Annotated in this window: 16 protein-coding genes; 11 read left to right on the plus strand and 5 right to left on the minus strand. The window is 35.2% G+C overall.

Features of this window, described 5'->3' with window-relative positions; translation table 11 throughout:
* Nucleotides 1-51 precede the first annotated feature (51 nt).
* A complete protein-coding gene (locus L2586_RS11030) occupies nucleotides 52-3,021 on the minus strand; it encodes a DNA polymerase III subunit alpha (protein ID WP_235292950.1) in 2,970 nt (989 codons plus the stop codon).
* A gap of 189 nt (nucleotides 3,022-3,210) precedes the next feature.
* On the opposite strand from L2586_RS11030, the gene L2586_RS11035 reads away from it, so the two are divergent.
* The 4 genes from L2586_RS11035 to L2586_RS11050 all read left to right on the plus strand — a co-directional run bounded on the left by L2586_RS11035 (nucleotide 3,211) and on the right by L2586_RS11050 (nucleotide 7,386).
* Nucleotides 3,211-4,374: a CHAT domain-containing protein gene (locus L2586_RS11035; protein WP_235292951.1), complete on the plus strand. Its 1,164-nt coding sequence runs from the start codon at nucleotides 3,211-3,213 to the stop codon at nucleotides 4,372-4,374.
* 197 nt (nucleotides 4,375-4,571) lie between these two features.
* Nucleotides 4,572-5,204 (plus strand): SPOR domain-containing protein, encoded by a 633-nt coding sequence (locus tag L2586_RS11040; RefSeq protein ID WP_235292952.1) that lies wholly within the window; start codon nucleotides 4,572-4,574, stop codon nucleotides 5,202-5,204.
* A complete protein-coding gene (locus tag L2586_RS11045) occupies nucleotides 5,204-5,902 on the plus strand; it encodes an SOS response-associated peptidase (protein WP_235292953.1) in 699 nt (232 codons plus the stop codon). Before L2586_RS11040 ends, L2586_RS11045 begins: the two co-directional genes overlap by 1 nt.
* A 41-nt stretch (nucleotides 5,903-5,943) precedes the next feature.
* Nucleotides 5,944-7,386: a M48 family metalloprotease gene (locus tag L2586_RS11050; RefSeq protein ID WP_235292954.1), complete on the plus strand. Its 1,443-nt coding sequence runs from the start codon at nucleotides 5,944-5,946 to the stop codon at nucleotides 7,384-7,386.
* Nucleotides 7,387-7,473: 87 nt separating this feature from the next.
* On the opposite strand, the gene L2586_RS11055 is transcribed toward L2586_RS11050, so the two are convergent.
* The 3 genes from L2586_RS11055 to L2586_RS11065 form a co-directional block, all read right to left on the minus strand.
* The gene (locus L2586_RS11055; protein ID WP_235292955.1) at nucleotides 7,474-8,634 is read right to left on the minus strand and encodes a mechanosensitive ion channel family protein; all 1,161 of its coding nucleotides are present in this window, start codon (nucleotides 8,632-8,634) and stop codon (nucleotides 7,474-7,476) included.
* A gap of 179 nt (nucleotides 8,635-8,813) precedes the next feature.
* On the minus strand, nucleotides 8,814-9,443 hold the full coding sequence (rsmG, locus tag L2586_RS11060; protein WP_348535579.1) for a 16S rRNA (guanine(527)-N(7))-methyltransferase RsmG: 630 nt from the start codon (nucleotides 9,441-9,443) through the stop codon (nucleotides 8,814-8,816).
* Nucleotides 9,431-10,447 (minus strand): glycosyltransferase, encoded by a 1,017-nt coding sequence (locus L2586_RS11065; RefSeq protein WP_235292957.1) that lies wholly within the window; start codon nucleotides 10,445-10,447, stop codon nucleotides 9,431-9,433. Before L2586_RS11065 ends, rsmG begins: the two co-directional genes overlap by 13 nt.
* A gap of 283 nt (nucleotides 10,448-10,730) precedes the next feature.
* Here L2586_RS11065 and porU2 point away from each other — a divergent pair, with 283 nt between their 5' ends.
* The 7 genes from porU2 (at nucleotide 10,731) to L2586_RS11100 (ending at nucleotide 21,991) form a co-directional block, all read left to right on the plus strand.
* Complete coding sequence (gene porU2 / locus L2586_RS11070; RefSeq protein ID WP_235292958.1) at nucleotides 10,731-15,722, plus strand: putative type IX secretion system sortase PorU2; 4,992 nt, start codon at nucleotides 10,731-10,733, stop codon at nucleotides 15,720-15,722.
* Between the two features lie 3 nt (nucleotides 15,723-15,725).
* The gene (rffA, locus tag L2586_RS11075) at nucleotides 15,726-16,835 is read left to right on the plus strand and encodes a dTDP-4-amino-4,6-dideoxygalactose transaminase (protein WP_235292959.1); all 1,110 of its coding nucleotides are present in this window, start codon (nucleotides 15,726-15,728) and stop codon (nucleotides 16,833-16,835) included.
* The gene (locus L2586_RS11080; RefSeq protein WP_235292960.1) at nucleotides 16,822-17,769 is read left to right on the plus strand and encodes a GNAT family N-acetyltransferase; all 948 of its coding nucleotides are present in this window, start codon (nucleotides 16,822-16,824) and stop codon (nucleotides 17,767-17,769) included. The genes rffA and L2586_RS11080 overlap by 14 nt, the downstream gene beginning before the upstream one ends.
* A 155-nt stretch (nucleotides 17,770-17,924) precedes the next feature.
* Nucleotides 17,925-18,458, plus strand: a complete 534-nt coding sequence (locus L2586_RS11085) for an acyltransferase (protein WP_235292961.1) — start codon at nucleotides 17,925-17,927, stop codon at nucleotides 18,456-18,458.
* A complete protein-coding gene (locus L2586_RS11090) occupies nucleotides 18,455-19,636 on the plus strand; it encodes a glycosyltransferase (RefSeq protein ID WP_235292962.1) in 1,182 nt (393 codons plus the stop codon). The genes L2586_RS11085 and L2586_RS11090 overlap by 4 nt, the downstream gene beginning before the upstream one ends.
* The gene (locus L2586_RS11095; RefSeq protein ID WP_235292963.1) at nucleotides 19,629-21,059 is read left to right on the plus strand and encodes a lipopolysaccharide biosynthesis protein; all 1,431 of its coding nucleotides are present in this window, start codon (nucleotides 19,629-19,631) and stop codon (nucleotides 21,057-21,059) included. Before L2586_RS11090 ends, L2586_RS11095 begins: the two co-directional genes overlap by 8 nt.
* Nucleotides 21,060-21,490: 431 nt before the next feature.
* On the plus strand, nucleotides 21,491-21,991 hold the full coding sequence (locus L2586_RS11100; protein WP_262914139.1) for a sulfotransferase domain-containing protein: 501 nt from the start codon (nucleotides 21,491-21,493) through the stop codon (nucleotides 21,989-21,991).
* 162 nt (nucleotides 21,992-22,153) lie between these two features.
* On the opposite strand, the gene L2586_RS11105 is transcribed toward L2586_RS11100, so the two are convergent.
* Nucleotides 22,154-22,921 carry a class I SAM-dependent methyltransferase gene (locus L2586_RS11105; protein WP_235292965.1) on the minus strand — a complete coding sequence of 256 codons (768 nt, stop codon included), beginning with the start codon at nucleotides 22,919-22,921 and terminating at the stop codon, nucleotides 22,154-22,156.
* Nucleotides 22,922-23,079 lie beyond the last annotated feature (158 nt).

Here is a 23,079-nt window from a genome sequence, read left to right on the forward strand (position 1 = left end):
TAAATATAGCTAGGAATCCTTGATTTTAGATCGTTCGGACTTAGGTTTAGTTTAATACCTTGTATCCTTAACAAAGGGCAAGATGGCCATTTTCTCGACTTCCATACTCGGAAAACCGAAATCCTCCACTATCGTTCCTCTTATAATGTAACAGCCCTTTCCTTTGAATGGGTACTCAGCTAAAGACGGAGGAAAGTGAACGGTATCGAAAAAGTGGCCTTTGTGATCTATCCATGTCCCGAAATTCATCAGTCGCCGATTCACGGTAGTGACATTTTTTCTGGTTACATAGTAGCCTACCATATTTACGGTTTTACCCAAGTGAAACTCCATTTCTTCTGCTACAATCTCTCCTCGGAAGTTCGTCTGTAACATCTCGAATGGTGAGCAAAGCGGAAATCCGAGCAGTTCTATCTCGTCGAAAGACTGCTCGAAAGGACCTTCTTGTAGAATGGGAAGTTGGTATTCTTCCGATTCCTCCTTGAAAAATCGGCCCGTTCCATTCCGCTTCACCTGAGGGTTATGCACAGCATTTTTTTCCCACATCAGTTCATACTTGTTTAGTCCAGTAAACCGGAAGGCTCCGATGCGTATTAGTATTTCTAATTGACTTTTGTCGATGTCCACTCGCTGTACGAAATCATTCAGACTTTTATAAGGTCCATTCCGTTCTCGTTCAAGTACAATACCGTGAGCCACTTTCCTTTCTAGATCTGAAAGGTGAATTAATCCAATATACACCGTCGTTCCATAGATGTTCGTAAGGTGGGTACTCTTATTAACACATGGAGCTTCGATGGTGGCGCCCTGCATTCTTGTTTCATGAACGTATAATTCCGTCGAATAGAATCCTCCGAAATTGTTGATGACCGCAACCATGAATTCTAAAGGATGATAGGCTTTCAAGTATAAACTCTGAAAAGATTCCACTGCGAAACTGGCAGAATGCGCTTTACAGAAAGAGTAGCCACTAAAACTTTCGATCTGCCTCCAGACTTCCATCGTGAGTTCGTCAGAATAGCCTCTTTTCTTACAGTTCGCAAAATACTTGTCTTGTAAGCGCTTGAAGGTATCGGAGTTTTTCTTTTTTCCAGTCATGATTCTTCGCAAGACATCCGACTCATCTAGGCCTAACCCTGAAAAATGATGGACAATCTTCATCACATCTTCTTGATAAACCATAATTCCAAAAGTCTCTCCCAAGTGCTCCTCGAAAACAGGGTGGATATGTTTGAAAGATTCTGGATGATGAAAACGATTAATATATTCTCTCATCATCCCCGATTTCGCAACACCAGGACGAATAATGGAACTGGCGGCGACGAGATGGACGTAGTTATCACAAGCTAATTTCGTTAGAAGACCTCTCATGGCAGGCGATTCGATATAGAAACATCCGATACATTGGCCTGAACGAAGTTGTCGTTTAACGCGTCCATCCTTCTTGATAGCCGCTACATTATGAATATCAACAGCCTTTCCCTTGTTTTGCTTAATCAGTTTAACAGCATCTTTGATGTGGCCAAGTCCCCGCTGACTCAGAACATCAAACTTATGGAAAGCTAAATCTTCAGCGCCGTACATATCGAAATGTGTAATAGGAAAACCTTTCGGCATGAGTTGCAACGGTGTATAATAATTAATCGGCTCTTCACTTATAATAATCCCACCAGCGTGAATGGATAAGTAATTCGGAAAGCCTTCAATGAGCTTACCATATTTAAAAATATGTTTTGCAAATGGGTGGTGAAGCTCTTTCGCAAGTGGATTATTAACTATTAGGTCAATGTCTGCTTTAGGGAGCCCGAGTACTTTCCCCAGTTCCCGGATGATGGACTTTCCTTTGAACGTATTATAAGTGGCGAGTAACGCGGTATGCTCCCGACCATATCGTTTAAAGATATAGTCGGTCACATCATCGCGCTCATCCCACGAAAAATCGATGTCGAAATCTGGCGGAGAACTCCGATGTGGATTAATAAATCGCTCAAAATATAAATCTAGTTCCAGCGGATCGACATCCGTTATGTATAAGTTATAAGCTACGATAGAATTCGCTCCACTTCCTCTTCCGACGTGGTGATAACCAGAAGAATGTGCATAGCGAATGATATCCCAAGTAATTAGGAAGTAAGAAGAAAAGCCAAGGGTATCTACGACTTTCAGTTCACGTAATGTTCTGTCTAGCGCCGCTTCATCATGTTGTCCATATCTACGAAAACATCCTTCTACGGCTAGCTTGCACAGTAGCTTGTAGTCGCCAGCTTTAGAACCCGTGAATGTCCGGCGATTATTGAGATAGGTGGATTCCATTTCTATTTCACAAAACTCAAGTATTGCTTCCGTGTTCCGAATAATCTGAGGATAATTCACGAATTTCTCTCGAAGTACTTCCGGGTCACAAAAAACCTCACTAGATCGGGCACAATCACTATTTTCTAACTTGCCGATTACAATGTTTAGATCGATGCATCTCAGGATTCGATGTGCTTTATAATGCTCGTCATCTGCAACGGTAATCGGATGAAAGACGACAAGCCGATCTTGATGATTACGCATCGGCGAAGTAAAGAGTTTGTTAACCTCCTCAGATCTTATTCCCAAGTATTCATTTTCCCGAAACTCCTCGATCGGCTTAGCGAGCTGACGATAGATGTAGATTATGTTTTTAGAAGGCGGAGCTGAAACGGGGAGAGGGCTGCTTTCTAAGGAACAATTCGTAAGTAACTCACAGAGCTCTCGAAAGCCTTCCCTGTTTTTCGCAATGCCAATATATCTCAGCGTTGCTCCTTGTGAATTCGTATGTGCCACACCATCTTCATCGCTCCGAAACTCAATACCTAATATGGGTTTGATCTTATGCTTTCTACATGCTGAAATAAAGGCATAAGCACATGATGCGTTATTAATATCGGTAAGCGCTAATGCTTTCACACCTTGCTTCGCAGCAGCAGCAACTAAGGCTTGGGGAGAAAAAGTCCCATATCTAAGCGAGTAAAAAGTATGACAGTTGATAAACATGACGAATAAAACGACTTTAAAAGATGAATTATTCGACAAATATAGGTCGACGCATTGAATTGTCCTAGGAAAAAGTTTGATTTTATACGTATTGTATAAAAATATATATGTATGTGTCTATATAGTAAAGCTTATCAAGTCTGTAAGAAGATAGCTTTGGATCAATTACTAAATTAACCAATTGAAACAATGCTACGATTACTAACTTTACTACTAATCATACCTATTAACACATATGCAACACCATTCCCGATTCATACAAATGCTGCAGGGATTCCCATCATTGAAATCCAGAAAATCCTAGAAGAGAGCCAGTCTTATATTATTTATGAAGAGGATTACGGAATACTAGTCAATAAAGACGATTTCATTGTATTCCCAATTAACAATACCGAAGTACATAAATACATTGACCTAATAAAAAAGGAAAATTTATTGTTTCGTAAGAATCCATTTAATCATCAGCCAGATAAATTCGAAGCAGTAATGAGCCATTTGTATCATTTGCTAATCGCTCCCATAAAAACAAGTCTACAGCAAAGTGTCCATATCATTCCATCGTCATCGCTATCATCTATTCCATGGAATGCGCTAAAAAATGAAAGTAACTTATACATGGTGGATCAACACGCCATTTCGATACAGAAGACGATAAATCATAGTTTGCAATTACCGAAACGAAAAGTCAAAACAATGGTTTTTGCTCCGCAATTTACTGGAAGTACTTATCTGAATAGCAAGGCAGAAAAAGAAACGATAACAAAGCTATTCAGAGAAACAAAAAACGATATGAGTCATTATGACATCATACATATTTCTTCTCATGGAAAAATAGATAGTAGCAACTGGCTGGATTCAGGTATATTTATAAACAATGAACACATATTGCGAAACAGAGATATTATGAGCATGTGTATTAACGCGCAGTTGGTTTTCTTAAACATCTGTAATGGAGGCGAAACAAATCAAAAAGGAAAGAGTATAGCAACGGCGTTTCAAGAAGCGGGAGCACAAACTGTGGTCGCGGCGTTATGGGAAGTCGAAGATCAATCAGCGATTAAAATATCAAAGCATTTCTACGAAGAAATTGCACAAGGAGAGAAACCAAGTGAGGCATTACAAACCGCTTTATTAACTTATCGAAATGAGGTAGAACTAACGAGTGAACTGAATCCATTTTACTGGGCAGGATTTCAGGTGTACGGAGAAAATGCTGCAATTATCGAAGAACTTACGTATAACATGAAAAGGATTATATCATTAGTACTTTCCTTTCTGACAAGTTTTTCACTATTAGGATACTATTACGGTGGAAAGATAAAAGGAAAGCTAATCGAATTTAATCTGGTCTAATAATAAGTCGAAAGATGTCGGAAGAAACAATCTTCTCAAAATTAGAAGTGTTAAATCAATAAAAAAAAGATAATCAACGTTATTACATATTATAATTAATTGTAATTTTATATATTTTATAAGATGTGTTAGAAGAACAGATCCTAAGAAATTGGAAATAAGTTTTTTGAATCACTTCACCAAAGAAAGTAATAACAATGAATAGAATTCTTAAAATAGTCGGATATGCAGTGATGCTATTTTTAGTATATATAGGATCCACTTCCCTTTTAAAGTCATGTAAAGGTGCGGAGAATGATGGAAACAATATAGAAATAACAGAAGACGGATACACATCAGATGAAGAAATTTATGATGAATTTTTCGAATCAGATGAGGAAGCCGCAGAAGCTAAAGAGCAAGCTGAAACAATAGGAAGCTCAGAAGTAGATTCTGAATACAATTCAACTGAAACGGATGGAACGGATTACGACGAAGATTTTAGTTTCGAAGTATCGGAGAGTGAGAAGAAAAAAGCAAGTGTTGCTGCTGCTAAGCCAGCGACTAAAACTACCGCAACACCGACTTCTAAGCCTGCATATAGTTCTAATGCTGGAACGGGTGGAAGCTACTTAGTCGTTGCGGGAAGTTACTTAATCAAGGACAACGCTCAGAAAATGGTGGACAAGTTGAAAAAACTGGGTTATACCAATGCAGAAATTGTAAATTTCGATGAATCCCAATACCACTCGATTTCAGCTGGAAGATACGATTCTTATGACAGTGCAGGAAAAGTGGCCAAAACACTGAAGCAAAAAGGTATTGATTGCTATGTTCATACCCGAAAGTAATGTGCGGAAGATCTTCATTGACGAAAAATGAAAAGGAATTAGAGGAGCGGTTTAATGCCACTTTTTATAGTGATGAATTGGAAAGCTATAATCCTATTCCCAATTTTAACGTAGCGCCTACGCATTATATGCCTGTTATCACTTCTTCAGATCCGGAACACATTCATATTTTCCGCTGGGGATTACTGCCCTTTTGGTCTAAGGATGAAAAGATCGCTTATAAAATGATTAATGCTAGAGTGGAAACTATTTTAGAGAAAAATTCATTTAAAAAAGCAGTGCAATCTAGAAGATGCCTAGTGCCGATGGACGGATTCTACGAATGGAAAAGGTCTGGTAAAGAAAAACTACCATATCGAATAGTAACCACAGATCAAGAAATCTTTTCGGTAGCAGGCATTTGGGAGCGATGGAAGTCACCAGAGGGTAAGGAAATATATACATTTTCAGTTATTACCAAGCCACCTAATGAGATCATGGAAGGAATTCACGATAGAATGCCAGCCATTTTACTTCCAGAACAAGAAAAATTATGGTTGGATGAAGAGTTACCAGCACAAGAGGCTATCCAGTTAATTACGGATTATCCTGCGAACAACATGAAAGCTTATAGAGTATCAAAGAGGGTAAATAGTGTTAAAGAAAATGATAAAACACTCATCGAAGCAATACCAGAGAATAATAATACTTTATTCTAGTCTAGATGGATTACCGTATTTAATAATAAAATAAATATTCAATGTTTAATAAACTTTCATTTGCTGCAATCGTATTATGCATGATCACTTTACTACCTGCGTGTATTAGAAATCCCGTCACAGGAAGAAGGCAGGTTAGTTTCATGAGCGAAGCCCAAGAAAAGAAAATAGGTCAAGAAAACGATCCCCAGATTGTAGCACAGTTTGGTCTTTATCAGGATCCGAAAATGCAGAAATTTATTGATCAGAAAGGTCAAGAAATGGTTGCAAGATCACACAGACCAGATCTTGGATTTGAATTTAAAATATTAGATTCTCCAGTAATTAATGCATTTGCCTTGCCAGGTGGATACGTTTATTTTACAAGAGGAATCATGGCACATTTTAATAATGAAGCACAGTTCGCGGGAGTTCTAGGTCATGAAATAGGCCACGTAACAGCGAGGCACTCTGCAGAACAGTACACGAAGCAAACATTAGGACAGATTCTCTTTGTAGGTGGACTAATTGTATCTCCAGAGTTTAGACAGTTTGCTAATGAAGCACAACAAGGACTTGGTCTTTTGTTTCTGAGTTTTAGTAGAGGAAATGAATCACAATCAGATATACTAGGAGTAAATTATTCTTCTTACATCGGTTATGATGCGCATGAAATGGCTGGTTTTTTTAAAACATTAGAACGGAAATCTGCAGGAACAGAGGCAGGAAGTGTTCCTGAGTTTATGTCTACTCACCCAGATCCGGGTAGAAGATTTGAAACAGTAAATGAGCTTGCTACGGAATGGCAGAAAGAGAATAATGCTAGGAATTTAAAGGTTAATCGTGATGAATATCTAGCACTAATAGATGGAATTGTATATGGAGAAGATCCAAAACAGGGATATACGGATAACAATGTATTTTATCATCCTGAATTAAAATTCCAGTTTCCATACCCAAGTGGGTGGCAATTACAGAATTCTCCGATGCAAGTACAGATGGCATCTAAGGACGGAAAGGCACTATCTATATTTACCGTATCCCAACAGAAAACAATAGAAGCTGCAAAGGCAGAAATTTTAGAACAACTGAAATTAGAAGTACAACGGGACCAGAATATGAAGGTCAGTGGGTTACCAGCATATGGTATGGTTTCTAAGCAAGTAGGTGAATCTCAGACCTTAGCCGTTCAGACCATTCTTATTGAATACAATAATTTGATTTATGTGTTTCATGGTGTATGTGATCAAAACGATTTTCAGAAGTACGAGCGAGAATTTGATTACATCATGACGAATTTCAAGAAGCTAACAGATCCAGCTCGAATAAATGTGAAAGCTGAAAAAGTTCAAGTTGTTACTGTACGAAGCGGAGGTTCTTTAAGTAAGGCGTTGAATTCATTTCAGATCCCTTCTAGTAGGCACACAGAAATGGCAATTCTAAATGGTATGGAATTAAATGATCAGTTATCGCAAGGAAGTAAAATTAAAATTGTATCGAAGTAGAAAGCGGTTAGGCGCAATTTTTTTTATCCTTCAATTTTTAAGTTAAGCCTCAAGATAAGTAACGAGCTGACAGAGAATGAGATATATCTAGGATGGGTTATCTTCTTTATCTTGATGCATATATATTTCAGACTGAGGAAAAGGAATCTTGATGTTGTTTTCTCTGAATAGTTCATCAATCTTAAATCTTAGATTACTTTTTACGTCTTGTTCCGTGAGCAAGTTTTTAGAAAAGTAGTACAATTCAAAGATTAAAGCGCTATCCGCGAAGTCTATAAATCTGATGAATGGCGCAGGAAAGCTCAGCACTTGCTCATTATTTGAGGCGGCCTCTAACATTAATTTTTTAACCAATCTGGTATCTGATCCATAAGCAATGCCGATACGGATATGGAATCTGATATTGTCTGAAAGATGAGACCAGTTGATAACACTTTGATTGACCAATTTAGAATTCGGAACGATAACAGAAACGGCGTCTCTAGATTCAACAATACTTGCTCTTAGACCAATTTTCGTGACTGTACCCGTGAATCCATCCATATGAACAATGTCACCCACTTTTACTGTTCGCTCGAAAAGCAGAACAATTCCCGAGAAGAAATCATTAAAGGTTTGCTGAAGTCCAAGCCCCACACCGACTAATAAAGCGGCAGCTCCACCCCATATCAATGTCATATTAATTCCAATGGTTTCTAATGCCAGGAGAATAGCAATGAAATATCCTACGTAAGTGATCAGCTGATTTACAGCAAACTGAGCACCGATATCTATGTTTTTACGCTTATAATATCCATAAAGAAAGAGTTGGGTAATGATCCAAATGAATAATCTACCCAGCAGAAAGATGGCGATTGCCCCGATGATGTTCGAAATCCTTATGCTGAATGGATTTCCATCTTTTAATTGAATTGTTGTAATAGTATAATCTAGATCTAAGTTTTTTAGAATGAGGAACAGGGCTGTGAAATAGACTAGAAGTTGAACTGTTCTTGTTGCAATTCCTTCGGTATCTCGGGGCTTAGGAGACGCCTTCTTATCATCTCGCTTTACAAAATTCCTGTGAATAAAGTAGTTAGAAACAATCCAGTCTAGCAACCGAGCAAACTGAATGATAGCAAGCGCTTCTAAAATAAATGAAATATAAATTGGGTTATCATCATTCGGACTTAAGTTGTAGTTGAGGTCTAATACGAAAATTACAGCTAAGGTTCCAAGGAATAGGAAGAACAGACGAATGATTCGCATGAGTTTCTTCCGTTGATGGTCCGTTACCGTTTCCCAATTTTTTATCTTAGGATTAAGATAAAACGTTAGCCAACGAAATACAGTTATACCGAAAATAGAAATAAGAATGATCGAAATGAGTTGATGTAACTCAAAGACATAATTGGAAAAACTAAAAAGCTTAAAATCCAGGAAATCCATTAATTATACATTGGAACGTACACAATATACTTATTAATATAATACTCCTCTTCGAAATACTTGCTAATTGCGATCTCTTCTTTGAAACCTTTAACTTCTTTTAATTCTTCAGATAAATCGCCACCTTTTAATGTGATCAGACCATTAGGGGTTGCATTCCTCATTTCAGAACTAATTAGAGGTCTAACGAATGTCATTAACTTATCTAATCTTGTGACAGCTCTCGCGAGCACAAAATCATACTTTGCTTTCATTTCCTCAGCCCTCCTTGCATAGGCAAAGCAATTCTCTAATCCTATATCTTCAATGATCGCATTCGCCACAGTGATCTTTTTTGCAGTTCCATCTACTAAAGTGAAGTCAGTTCCAGGAAACATGATGGCAAGTGGGATTCCAGGCAGTCCTCCACCCGTTCCGAGATCTAGGCAGTTCGTACCTTTTCTGAAACGGATAAATTTTGCAATAGCTAAGGAATGAAGGATATGATGCAGCACGATATTTTCCATATCCTTTCTACTGATCACGTTTATTTTAGCATTCCACTCTCTATATAATTCTGGTAGCGCAGCAAATTGCTTTTGTTGCACCTCTGTTAATTTAGGAAAGTATTTATTGATTAATTCCACGATTTTTTATTCTTAAATGGATAAGTAAAAGATAAAAGTAAATAATAGATTGACAAGGTGATGTCTAATATAGGGCTGAAATTAAAAAGACCTTCTTCTTTTAAGATTTTCTCTGTTTTTTTTAAGACTATTGAAATGAGAAGAAGCCTAATTGCAAAGAGGATCAATGCAATTTTCCAAAACATTGAAAAAAGCAAGGCGATAAATAAAAAAGGAAAGAGAATATGTGAAGTTGAGAATAAGGACAGTAAAAAGATAGTCTTAGGTCTATACTTTTGGGAACTCGAAATGTGCCTTAATTTTTGCTTCCAATATTCTTTTAGTGTGGAAGGCGACTCTGAATACACGAAGCTCTCAGTGTCTAGACAGACCTTTGTGTTTTCCCTAACAGCGAAGGACGAAACAAGAATATCATCATCCCCAGAGGCTATCTGATCTTCAAAAATTGTAGGATCAAAAATGGATTTTCTAAAAAGCATATTTCTACCAACACCCATATATGGATTTCCGGCATTTGCATACGAGGTGTATTGCAGAGCAGTCATGGTGCATTCGAAGCGTTGAAATAAATTGAGAAAGCCAGGCTTTTTATAAAATGGTGCATACCCTAGAACGAAATCAGTCTTCGGTTCTACATGGGCTATTAATTTACTTTTCCAATTAATGGGCAGTGAACAATCAGCATCAGTAACTACAATATAATCATTAGTTGCAGCGTGAATTCCATCACTCAAGGCTTGCTTCTTACCAGGACGATCTTTCGAAGATTTGATGCATTTGCAGAAATCATATGGTTGTGTTTTCTGCAAGAGAATTTCGAACGTTTTATCTGTTGAAAAGTCATCTACAAGGATAAGTTTGTCACCAGAAGTAGTGCATTGACCTACCCAAGAGTCAAAATTTAAAAGAATATTATCAGCTTCATTTTTTACACAGATAATAATAGAAACGGGCGTCTTGATATTAAATTCATTACTAATATGTAGTGTGTTCTGTGAAAAGTACATAAAATAGAAAATCCAGTACGATAATTGTACTATAAAGACGCAGATAAAGAATATTAAGACTGTTGTCAATCGAGCATGAAATTTAACGATGAATTTGACAAAAAATAGCGAAAACTAATGTGTATTTAGAAATTAAATAAGTCTTATTTCGTTATTAATGGTTAAAGGTGCAAAAAAGAGTGTGGTATGCGACAGATTTTAATGTCTAAATGATGTATTTTTGTGGTAATATTTAAGAATTCACAAAGTGTGCCTTGTGTTTTTTTATAAAAGATATTCAATAATGAATAAAAGTTTACTTGTACTGTGTTTAATATTTTCATCAACTCTGGTTTTCGGTCAGTTCTTATCGCTGTCTGGAGATACACTATATGGGGATGAATGGATAGATTATAACCAAGAGTACTATAAAATTCCTGTAGCTGAAGATGGCATATACAGAATTTCGTTTGATGAGTTAACTTCATCAGGAGTTCCAGTAGGTGAGTTAAAGGGAGAGAATTTGCAAATGTATCACAATGGGGATGCTTATCCTTTCTACGTGAGTAATAAGTCTGAATTGCAATCAGGAGATTTCATTGAGTTCTACGGACGAAAAAATAGAGGGGAGTTAGATGCAATCTTTTATGAGAATGCAGAAACCATGCAACTAAATCCGGAATACAGTTTATTTACGGATACGTCTGCTTACTTTCTTTCTTGGAATACCAGTAGTAATAATGTAAGAGTCAATGAGGTTGTTACTGACCTAAGTGATAATAACCTTCCGATTGAGAAATTTTACATGCACAAAGAACGGGTAGTACAAAGTAACAGAATCCATAAGCCAACTCGACAAGGAGGTGATAATGTAAGATATTCTCACTTTGACGTTGGAGAAGGTTTCGGTGGTAATTTAGCTCAGGTTAATGAAATTTCAATAAAAGCTAGTAGAATTTCTGAGGAAGGAGGTAACCCATCGGTAGATATCAGGTATGCAACAAACGGAACCGCTCATGTAATTAATTTTTCTATTAATGGAGAAAAGAAAGCGACATGGAACCCATCATCATATGTGTTGCGTCAGGAGCACGTTGATTTTACAACAGATGAATTAAAGAGTACAAATAAGATACGATTAGAAGGAACTATTGATCAGTTTGATCGAAATGTAATTGCGGTAGTAGATCTTAATTATCCTAGGGAGTATAATTTTGACAATGAGAAATATTTCGAATTTTATGCGGAAGGAGGATTTTTTGATAAATCTGTGGAGATTGAAAACTTCAATGGTGTTTCTTCAGCGGTCATTTACGACCCAGCGACGGGAATGAGAATTATACCTGAAGTGGAAGATGGGAAATTAAAATTTATTATTCCTGGAGCTGATGAAGGTAGAAATCTTATTGTGTATAACACAGAGGATGTAATTAAGTCTGTAATGGAAATTGAGAAGATGAATTTCATCAATTTCGGAGAGATGGATCATGATTATATTGTTATTTCGCATCCGAAACTAATGGGTGGTTCGAATATGGTCCAAGAATATGCTGATTATAGAAATTCGGCAGCGGGAGGATCATTTAATTCTGTAGTAGTTAATGTAGAAGATTTATATGAACAATTCTCATATGGAGTTCATAGACATAGTTATTCTGTAAAGAATTTCATTAATTATGTGAAGAAGAATTGGAGTGCCCCTAAGAATGTGTTTATCATTGGAAAAGGAAGAGAATACGCGCTATATCGTACAAAGGCGCAGATCGAAGATCCATTAAATGCAGAATATACCGTTCCTACATTTGGGTACCCAGGGAGTGATAATATCCTTTCTTCATCTGGTGCATTGAGCGTGAAACACTTGATTTCAAGTGGTCGATTAGCAGCTAGATCAGTTAATGACTTAGAAGCTTATTTCGATAAGGTTAAATTACATGAGGATTTTGAGAACCAACCATTGACCATAGAAGATCGATTATGGAAAAAAAGAATTCTTCATTTAGTTGGTGCAAAAACGGAGCTGCAAGAGTCTATAGGTTCTTACCTTAACAATATGGCAAATACCATTACTAATAATAAATTTGGTGCGAATGTGACAACCTTTACGAAAAGTTCAACGGAAACAATACAAGAGGCAGATGCAGATGCTATTTTGCATAATGTTGATTTAGGCCTTTCTGTATTGACTTTTTTCGGTCACTCATCAGTCGGAACATTTGACTTTAACATAGATGATGTAAATAAGCTAAATAATTATGGGAAGTATCCGTTAGTTGTTTCATTGGGATGTTATTCTGGGAATGTTCATACCGGTTCATTTGGAATAAGTGAGCAATATGTTGTTGTTCCTAACAGAGGAGCAATAGGTTTTATAGCTTCGTCGAGTACGGCATATGTTGCACCGCAGGGAAATTTTGGAAACGAGTTTTATTCAAAGTTGGGAGATCAATTATTTGGAAAAAGTTTAGGAGATATATTCGCTAGTACGTTAGATGAGTTTGCGGACAATAATGGAATTCATACGAAAATCTTAACAGAGCAGATGACTTTGCATGGTGATCCTGCGATTAAATTACATGCAGCACCGGGATCGGATTATGTGTTTGATTATGCATCATTTAAAACGGATCCTAATGTAGTGGAGAGTAATTCTGATCAATTTGATTTATCATTTAAGGTTGCTAATTTAGGGCAAGTGACATCAGATTCGATTCAGATTAAGCTTAATCATATCAAGAGTAACGGAGAGCCTGGAGATGAAATCATCTTAGACATTCTTGCACCTAAATATGACACCCTCATTACTACTACATTTCAGAATGGCGACAATGTGAATGTCGGTAAAAACATCATTAAGGGAGAGGTTGATGTTTTAAATAGGGTAAACGAGTTGCCTAATCCAGGAGCTGAAGAGAATAATATATTAAGGAACGCAAAAGGGGATGAAGGTTTCGAATTTTATTCGATTAACAATTCGGCAGAGCCGGTTTCACCTTGTGATTTTGGAATATATGCAGAACAAGAAGTAAAACTCTTAGCGTCCACTTATAATGCAATTGCAAGCGAAGCATCTACTTATGTAATAGAATTAGATACAACATTAAACTTTGATAGTGGATGGAAGATGAGAGAAGAGATTTCTTCAAAAGGTGGATTGATAGAATGGAGTCCCGAAGCTGATTTTAAGCAAAGTGAGGTTTACTATTGGAGGGTAAGCCCCGATTCTTTGAATGAGGATGTGGGATATCGATGGGTGAATAGTTCGTTTGTATACTTACCGAATAGTTCGAACGGGTGGAATCAGAGTCATTATCAGCAGTATAATGGTAATGAGTTTGAGAATATGAAACTTGTAGGAAGAGAGCTTGAATTTGATACTACAGGGTTTTTTATTAAAATCTTTAATAGCATTTACGACTTTAATACTACAGGATATCAATATGACTTTAGTGATTTTGCAGCTTCGGTAAGACCATGGAATTTTTTAAGTGAAGGAGTAGCGATTGTTGTTTCCGATACCATTACTGGAGCAGCATGGACAAACAGTGGAGGAGATTTCGGAAGTATAAAAACGAGTAACTTCGGTTCTTTTAGGTGCTTTGCTTATCGGACAAGTACAACAGAAGAAAGGGAAAAAGTAATTAACTTTTTAGAAAATGAAATTCCAGATGGTAATTTCGTGTTTTTCTTTTCTGTTATTAAAAATATCAATGCAGATATCAAACCAGAAGAGTGGGAAGCAGATTCACTTTCACTTGGAACTAACATTTATAAAGTACTAGAAAAGCAAGGTGCAGTTTTAGCCAGAGATTTGAAAGATGCTGGAACTGTTCCATATACCTTTATATACCAAAAAGGTAAAAAAGCATTAAGCGAAGAAATAGGAGAGGATATCTCATCCTCAATAGTTTCAACGGCCTTCATTACTTTAAGTAGACGAGCAGGACAATTAACAAGTACTGTAATCGGCCCAGCGAAGTCTTGGGACAAATTTGTCTGGAGTAAAAACTTTGATAGCGAGATGGATTCTGTTGATATTAAGATTTTTGGGATAGATGTTAGTGGAGAAGAAAAACTATTAATTGAGACAAAATTCGAAAGTGAGGTAAGTCTTACAGGAATAGATGCTGCTGAATATCCAAATCTAAAAATTAATGCTTTATTTAAAGATGATGTTAAATTGACACCAGCGAAAATTAATTTTTGGCGTGTCTTTTTTGAAGGATTTCCAGATGTTAACTTGAAGACAGGAGAGAATTTTGTTTTCAATAGAGATACCTTGCAACGAGGAGAAGATTTAGTGATTCAGTTGGAAGTAGAGAATATCAGTGAATATGGAGTTGATACGATGAGTTTCAATATTGAAATTACCAATGAAAGAAATGAAAGTATTTTATTCGATGAACAGATTGTTCCTTTAGGTGCTGGTGCATCAACTGCATTGAACTTTACATATAACACCAAGGATCTAATAGGAAAATATCAGGTTTCGATAAATGTAAATAAAGACCAAGAAATTGCTGAAAAGCATTATTTTAATAATTTTGGTTTGAGAGAATTTGTAGTCATTACAGATGAAATCAACCCCATTTTAGATGTAAATTTTGATGGCAATAAAATAATAGATGGTGATATTGTTTCTCCTACTCCGATTATTCAGATTGACTTAAAAGATGAAAACAAATTTTTGCTACTAAATGATCCAGCTATTTTTAGTATATCATTGACAGATCCTAATGGAAATGAAGAAGAAATTTTGGCAGGAGACCCAAGGCTGGATTTTACACCTGCAACCAATGGAGAGAATAACGAGGCCAAGCTTGAGCTTAGACCAGACTTGAAAATAGATGGAATTTACGAAATAGAGGTTAATGCTAGAGACATGAATAATAATTTTTCTGGTGATCTCAATTACAAGCGATCGTTTGAGGTCATTAATGAGCAAATGGTCTCGAAAGTTTTAAACTACCCAAATCCATTTAGTTCGTCTACGGAGTTCATCTTTACTTTAACAGGAAGAGAAGTACCAGATGACATTAAGATTCAGATTATGACCGTTTCGGGAAAAACGGTTAAAGAGATTTTTAAAGAAGAATTAGGTCCTTTGAAGATAGGTGTGAACAGAACGAGTTATAAGTATGACGGAACGGATACTTATGGGAACAAGTTAGCTAACGGGGTCTACCTCTATCGAGTTGTTGCAAAACATAATAATGAAGCTTTAGAGCAATATGAAATAGGAGAACTTAATCAGTACTTTAAAAACAATATTGGAAAGCTCGTAATTCTAAGGTAAATAATGGAGAACAATATTCCATTTAACGAACCTTTAGTTATTGGAACAGAGGAAAGATATATCAAGGATGCTATAGCTCGTAAAGAGTTTTCAGGTCAAGGTTATTATACGAGGTCTTGTGAAAAGAAACTAGAAGGATATACTAAAGCATCAAAAGTTCTCTTAACAAGCTCTTGTACTCATGCATTAGAAATGAGCGCATTATTGCTCGATATTCAGCATGGGGATGAAATCATCATGTCTTCTTTCAATTTTGTTTCTGCTGCCAATGCATTTGTTCTAAGAGGAGCGAAAATAATCTTCGTTGATATTAGACCTGATACTCTAAATATTGACGAGAAACTTATAGAAGCAGCGATAACACCGAAAACTAAAGCAATTCTAGTAATGCATTATGGTGGAGTCCCATGCGAAATGGATTACATCATGCAGCTTGCGGATCGTTATCAGCTTAAAGTGATAGAAGATGCCGCACATTGTATTGGTTCTTTTTATAACGGAAGGCATTTAGGAACAATAGGTCATTTGGGAACACTAAGTTTTCATGCAACAAAGAATATTCAATGTGGAGAAGGAGGAGCTTTACTGATCAATGACCATTCTTACACAGAGCGCGCAGAGATCATTAGAGAAAAAGGTACAAATAGACAGAACTTTATTCAGGGCAAGGTCGATAAATATACTTGGGTTGATATCGGATCAAGTTACTTGATGAGCGAATTAACGGCTGCGTTTCTATATGGTCAGTTGCTGGAAATTGATAGTGTGACACGTAAAAGACTCGAAATTTGGAAGACATATAAAGAAGGGATAAAACATGAAAAGACTGCTATAGAAACTGGAAACGGACATATCTTTTATATAATCTGTAAGTCATTAAACGATCGGAATCTACTAGTAGAAAAACTTAACAATGTAAATATCTCTGCATATTTTCACTACTTGCCACTGCATAAAAGTCATGAAGGAAAGAGAAGTTCTATTTTCAATGGTAAGGATAATTATACTACCTATATTAGTGAGTGTGTATTAAGATTACCTTTGTATAATACATTAAAACAGATTAACCAAGATCGAATTATTGATCAATTTAAATTAAATGAAAATTCTTGACCCGGAGGAATATTTTAAGGAGTGGCAAAGGATTGTAGAAAATGATTCTAGGTATTGCTTTTACAACACTATACAGTGGTATCAATTACAAGAAAAGTATTATAATATTCAACTAAAATTTTTTAATCTAAATATAAATGGTGAATTTATCCTAATTCCAGTTTTTGAAAGGAAAAGAAAGTTTGGATTCAGAGAATACAATACAAGTTTACTTGGAACTTACGGAACCATCTTGATAGATAAAAATCAGGACTTAGAAGAAGAATCAGTATTGTCAAGTATTGATAAAAAGAAGAACTTTAATATTTCGGGAAATCCTTTTTTTTCAGAAAATTTTTCCGATAATAATTCCAATGATTTCACCCAGATTTTGTATTTGGAAAATTTAACGACTGATCATTTCAAAGGAAATCACAGGCGATTTATAATAAAAGCAGAGAAGGACGATATGAATGTAATTTCTACAGAGGACCTCTCAGAGTGGAAGTTGTATTTTGAAATTTACACGAAAGTGAAACTAGAACGAGGGGATAAATCGTCTAATGATTATAATTATAAATTATTTGAGTTAATATACAACTTGCCAGTAAAGATGAGAAAGCTTTGGATTGTGAAGCATGATAATAAAATTGTTGGAGGTGGAGTTTTCTTTTATTACAAAAACAAAGTTCATCACTGGCACGGAGCGTTTATGAGAGATAAATTAAAATTTGGATCTACATATTTAATGCACTCAATTGTAATGAAGGACGCACAAGAAAAGGGATTTAATATTTATGATTTCAATCCTAGTGGTGGCCATAAAGGTGTTGAAAAGTTTAAAAGTGGTTTTAACCCAGAAAAGCTATATTTTTTAAGGGCAGAAAATCAAAAGTTAATTTATGGCCTTGCCTTAAAAAGCTACGAAAAAATTAGAATGTTTTTTAAATTATAAAATGTAGTAAGGAAGGTAAGTCTACACATGATATCGACTTTTAATTATGCCTACTAATCTACTTTTGTTCTAAAGTACAAAGATACAATTACAGTCATAAACCAAATTGAATGTATTTTAGAAGTTAAATTTTATTTTTATAGATGCGAGATTTCTTGAAATACATAAAGGGACAATTTGATTCTTCTTACAAAGCAAGAAAATATTTAATTAATAAATATCCGGATTTAGTAATTGAGGAAAATGTTCAGTTCAAAGGACCACTTGATAATTTGGTTCTAGGCAAGTCTTGTATCTTTCAAAGAAATTCAGTGGTACACCTTGGTGGTATGCAGTGGTGTAATAATAAAGGAAAACTTGAGATAGGAAATAATGCTGTAATTTCTCCAAATGTTGTGATATATGCTGCTGGAGCTGAAGTGAAAATAGGAAATGACTTTGATTGTGGTCCAGGAGTAATAATATCAGCAAGTAAGACAAGCATCGAGAACAGTCAGGCACATGATTTTAAATCTATTTTCATAGGCGACAATGTTACATTATATTCCAATGTTGTTATTAGTCCAGGAGCCAAAATAGGAAACCATTGTGTAGTTGGGGCAAATTCAGTTGTGAATTCTAAAATTTCAGATCATTCGTTAGCTATTGGGAATCCAGCTGTTGTTGTGAAGGAAAACATTAGAAAATGAAAGTACTTCATCTTTTTAATGAATATTTACCGTTCTCAGAAATTTGGGCTTATAACCTTTTATGCGAAATGGAAAATACTGATGTTGTAATTGGCGCCTTCTATTACAATGATCAATTTAAAAACGAAGCATTTGAGTTTATACCTAGAAAAAGGTCAAGCGAAATCAGTGAACTTTTGAATAATCCCGCTACTAATATTTTCAGGCGAATCAATAACAAAAGAAGATTTTCAAAGTTAAAGGCAGACTTTCAGGAAATTCAAAATTGGATAACCGTAAATAGACCTGATTTAATACATTTTCATTTCGGCACCACGGCAGTAAAATTTGAAAGGATATGGAATAATTCAATAAACATTCCATTTGTAGTTTCTTTCTATGGGTATGATTATGAAAAAGCAATTTATGATCATCCAAAGTTAAAGGAGGAATACAAAATGCTTTTTGAAAAAGTAAGTTCTGTATTTGTAGAAGGAACTAACGGTGTTGATTTGTTATCAATTCTTGGTTTGAACCGATCGAAAATAAAAGTGCTTCGACTAGGCGTAGATACAGAGAATATCGTATTTCAGAAACGCAAGATTAGTAGACCATTAAAATTTATCCAGATTGCCAATTTTTTAGAAAAGAAAGGACAAGTTTTCATTGTAGAAGCGGTAAACCAAATGCAGGATATTTGGAAAGATAAAATACACATAACACTTATTGGGAATCATTCAAGTGAGTATGGAACGAAAGTTTTAGACTTAATTCAAGAATATAATATCAATTCGTTTTTCACGATTAAGGGCATAATACCATACCAGGAGATACAGAAAGAGCTAAGAAATAATCATGTATTTATACATCCAAGCTGTTACGCTAAAGACATGGACTGTGAAGGAGGTGCACCAACGATTTTATTAGATGCGCAAGCGAGTGGGATGCCTATTGTAAGTACATTACATTGTGATATTCCCTCTTATGTTCAACATGGAAATACAGGTTTTCTTACACCAGAAAAAGATGTAAATGGCATCATTGAATCTATCAATAAGTTTCTCGAGATGGATAATAGTGAATATGTAGAAATGTGTAAATCTTCACGAGCTCATATAGAAAAGGATTATAACGTTAAGCAGAACGCAAGGCTTATAGAGCAGGAATATGCTAATTTCACTGCCGCAAAGTATGAATAAGTATAAATATTCCATAATCGCCCAAATCGGACTTAGGATATTCACCTTCATTGTAAGTATTATCTTAATTAACCTAATTGCTCCAGCTAATTTTGGTTTGATCGCGATGCTTGCACCACTGCTTGCCTTTCAAAACTTATTCCATTCGTTCGGAACAGTTAATAGCATTATTAGTAAAGAGTCAATCAATGATAATGAAGTAAATTCACTCGTGTGGAGTAAGTTGATTTTCAGTGTGATCATTAATATAATATTTGTTCTAAGTGCATCATATATAGTTGATTTTTACGGTCAACCAGAATTGAAGTGGATCATAAAATATTACGCATTTAGCTCTGTATTTTTTGCCATTACCCAAATTTTTACGGGTATTCTATATAAGAAGGAAGATTTCAAAAAAGTTGCATCGATAGAAGTGATTTCAGTTGTTTCTTCGAGTTTGATAGCAATTGGATTAGCATATTTCCAATTCGATTTACTAGCATTGGTGATCAGGGATTTTTGTTTAATCCTTTTCACTTTTATATTGAGTGTTTTCTTCGTACAGTGGAAGCCAAGTTTTAGATTCAAGCTTTCAGATCTTACTTACTACTTTACCTTTGGATCGCACATTACTTTGAATGCCATTGTAAATTTTTTCGGCAGGAATCTAGATGATATTTTGATCGGGAAGAAGTATGGATCTACAGATTTAGGAGTGTATTCGAAATCTTATGCGTTGTTAACAATGCCACATGCCATCATTACGAATATAGCCGTTAAACTTGCGATGCCAGTGGTATCACGTCAAAAATCTAACTTGGAAGCTTTAGATATTTATAAGAAAATAGTTTGGGTTGTGTTTAATCTGAATACTCCATTATCGCTTATCATATTTTTTACTGCTGACTATCTTATTCCGAAGGTTTTTGGGATTCAATGGGTCATGATGATTCCGTATTTAAAGCTATTCTGTTTATTATCTATTTTTCAAGCTATTGGTCCTATTGATAATCTTATTTTTCAAGGTCGAAGAAAAACTAAATTGTTTCTTTACTTCGGATTAATTTTGAATGTGACTTTAGTTTTGTCTCTAGTCTTAGGATATTATCTTACCAATACTGCATACGGGATTGCAATTTATTATGTGACAGCCAGCATATTAACATTTCTACCAAGCCAGTACTTTACTGCTAATGCGGCAGAAACAACAATGATAAACCTTTTAAAGAATATAGCAATTTCAATTTTCGCGTGCGGCATCTGTTTTTTAATGATTTTTACTGTGTCAAATTTCCTTGTACTACAAAATGCCATTGGAACAATTTTATTAATCATAGGGATACCATTGATTTATTTTTTATTAGTCTATGCAATGAATTCGGAGAAAGTGATAGGGAACATCTCTTATTTTAGTCAAATAATTAGAAAGGAAAATGGATAAGGTTAGGTCTCGGCACAAAAGAAAAATGGATATGGAAATATATTTAAACAATCTTGAAAGTGCTCAAATCATATCTAAAATAGAGCTTTCTCTTTAATGCTAGAGTTAATGATCCAGTTTTTTTTAGAAAGAACACGATTCTGATCTTTGCGGATCCTAGAAGCGGTAGTACTTGGCAGGCAGGATTGTTGAATGACAATCCTGGTTCAGCAATAATCGATGATCCACTTAACTTAAAGAAAACGCCCTTTCTGAATGAATAAGAATTTGGCCGGCACCAAGTAATTCCCGAGCATGCAAATTGGAACTTACCTTATGAATATTTTTTTATACTACTCAATGGTACATGTATTCCTAAATCTCTATTAAATCAGAAAGTTGGATATAAAGCAGATATTGAATTTCTAATTTTTAAGCTTGTTCGCGGCAAAATGTTGGCGAAATGGTTATTAGCAAACTTTCCCGTTAAATACAAACCTATCTATTTGATACGGAATCCATTTGCGATGATAAGTTCTCTTAAGTTGCACCCAAACTGGTCATACCCATTTAAAAAGTTTGAAATTCCTGACCAGCCATTCAATGATATTTATAAAACGCACTGTGATTTTTTGACTGCATTAGAAACCGTAGCGGAACAACTGCTTGCATTTTGGTGTCTTTCAAATCAGGAAACAAGAAATATGGTGGAGGTTGAGAAATCCTTTCAAGTTATCTTCTATGAAAATTCAGTAACTAATCCAGAAAGAGAACTTAAAGTATTGTTTGAAAAATGGGGTATAGCATTCAGTCCAAAGTATTTGAACGAGATTTCTAATTCCAGTGCTTCTAGCATTGATAATAAAAAAATGAATCCCAAAAGTCAACTTTTTAAATGGAAAAAATTACTAGGTTCAGAAGAAATTAATCGGTATCAGTCAATACTTAATTAATTCAATATTGATCTTTATGATATGCATGACATTATGCCCGAAGTTTCTTAATTCTCATACTTAATATATTTTAGTCCATTTTCTACAGTTTTTAACATTGGATTCGCTTAACATTTTAGTGAAACTTTATGCCAAATTCCAATTTGTATAATCAATAATGATTCAAAAGTTTTTCCGGATTTTCAAAATTATTTTTTTAATTATCCGAATAAGAAAATGATGAATTGTTTCCGAGTGTACATATTTTATCTTTTTAATACTGTTTAGTTTTACTTTGTTTGCCCAGACCCAATCTGAATCATCTTGAATAATGAAATTGCTGTAGTTTTGATGTTGAATAACAAGGAGATGAAATATTTCTTTTATATGTGGAATTGATTGTTCTTCTTTAGACAGACTTCTATGTGAGATTCCATCCGTTATATCTCTTCTAAGATTAGCATCTGCATATGTCCAGGAATAATCGTCCCATATGATCCACCCATTTTCATTTAATAATTTATCGCATAAGAAAAAAGAACTACTGTCAATAGTCCAATTTTTCGGACCATCAATAATGATTAAATCATATTTTGTTTTACATATATTTTCTTCATTATTTGAACATGATTTAATTTCATTGTGTAAAAACCAATTGTATCCAGACTGCATTCTATGTACCTCTACATATTTGCTTAAATCTAATAGCTGGTCTTCAATGGTTGGAATAAATGCATCTTTAACTTCAATTAAATCCACACAAGTTAGTTTTCCATTCCCGATTTCATCAAGTGCAGCAGCAATATAACAGCTTGCAGTGCCATGAGCGATACCAAGCTCAAGAATATTAGTTGGCTTATTTGTTATAATAAATTCATAAAGTGACTTTGCGTTGGTCTTCGAAATGAAAGGGACATTTTTAACTCTTTTATGTATATTTTCAAACTTCATTTAAGGTTCATTTTTCTGACTAATATGAGGTTGTAGCCTTACCAAAAAATAATACAAATCTAAAATTAACTAAATTTGAATTATTATGAAAAGAAGTAAGTTTACAGAAACACAAATTATTAAGGCTCTGAAAGAGAATGAGTCAGGCAAGAGTGCTG

The organism is Portibacter lacus (assembly GCF_021533215.1).
GTDB classification, from domain to species: domain Bacteria; phylum Bacteroidota; class Bacteroidia; order Chitinophagales; family Saprospiraceae; genus Portibacter; species Portibacter lacus.

Bases quoted from the DNA above. Each gene is read 5' to 3' on its own strand.
- L2586_RS11030 (WP_235292950.1), bottom strand. From the start codon at position 3,021: ATGTTTATCAACTGTCATACTTTTTACTCGCTTAGATATGGGACTTTT.
- L2586_RS11035 (WP_235292951.1), top strand. From the start codon at position 3,211: ATGCTACGATTACTAACTTTACTACTAATCATACCTATTAACACATAT.
- L2586_RS11040 (WP_235292952.1), top strand. From the start codon at position 4,572: ATGAATAGAATTCTTAAAATAGTCGGATATGCAGTGATGCTATTTTTA.
- L2586_RS11045 (WP_235292953.1), top strand. From the start codon at position 5,204: ATGTGCGGAAGATCTTCATTGACGAAAAATGAAAAGGAATTAGAGGAG.
- L2586_RS11050 (WP_235292954.1), top strand. From the start codon at position 5,944: ATGTTTAATAAACTTTCATTTGCTGCAATCGTATTATGCATGATCACT.
- L2586_RS11055 (WP_235292955.1), bottom strand. From the start codon at position 8,634: ATGCGAATCATTCGTCTGTTCTTCCTATTCCTTGGAACCTTAGCTGTA.
- L2586_RS11065 (WP_235292957.1), bottom strand. From the start codon at position 10,447: ATGTACTTTTCACAGAACACACTACATATTAGTAATGAATTTAATATC.
- porU2 (WP_235292958.1), top strand. From the start codon at position 10,731: ATGAATAAAAGTTTACTTGTACTGTGTTTAATATTTTCATCAACTCTG.
- rffA (WP_235292959.1), top strand. From the start codon at position 15,726: ATGGAGAACAATATTCCATTTAACGAACCTTTAGTTATTGGAACAGAG.
- L2586_RS11080 (WP_235292960.1), top strand. From the start codon at position 16,822: ATGAAAATTCTTGACCCGGAGGAATATTTTAAGGAGTGGCAAAGGATT.
- L2586_RS11090 (WP_235292962.1), top strand. From the start codon at position 18,455: ATGAAAGTACTTCATCTTTTTAATGAATATTTACCGTTCTCAGAAATT.
- L2586_RS11095 (WP_235292963.1), top strand. From the start codon at position 19,629: ATGAATAAGTATAAATATTCCATAATCGCCCAAATCGGACTTAGGATA.
- L2586_RS11100 (WP_262914139.1), top strand. From the start codon at position 21,491: ATGTTGGCGAAATGGTTATTAGCAAACTTTCCCGTTAAATACAAACCT.
- L2586_RS11105 (WP_235292965.1), bottom strand. From the start codon at position 22,921: ATGAAGTTTGAAAATATACATAAAAGAGTTAAAAATGTCCCTTTCATT.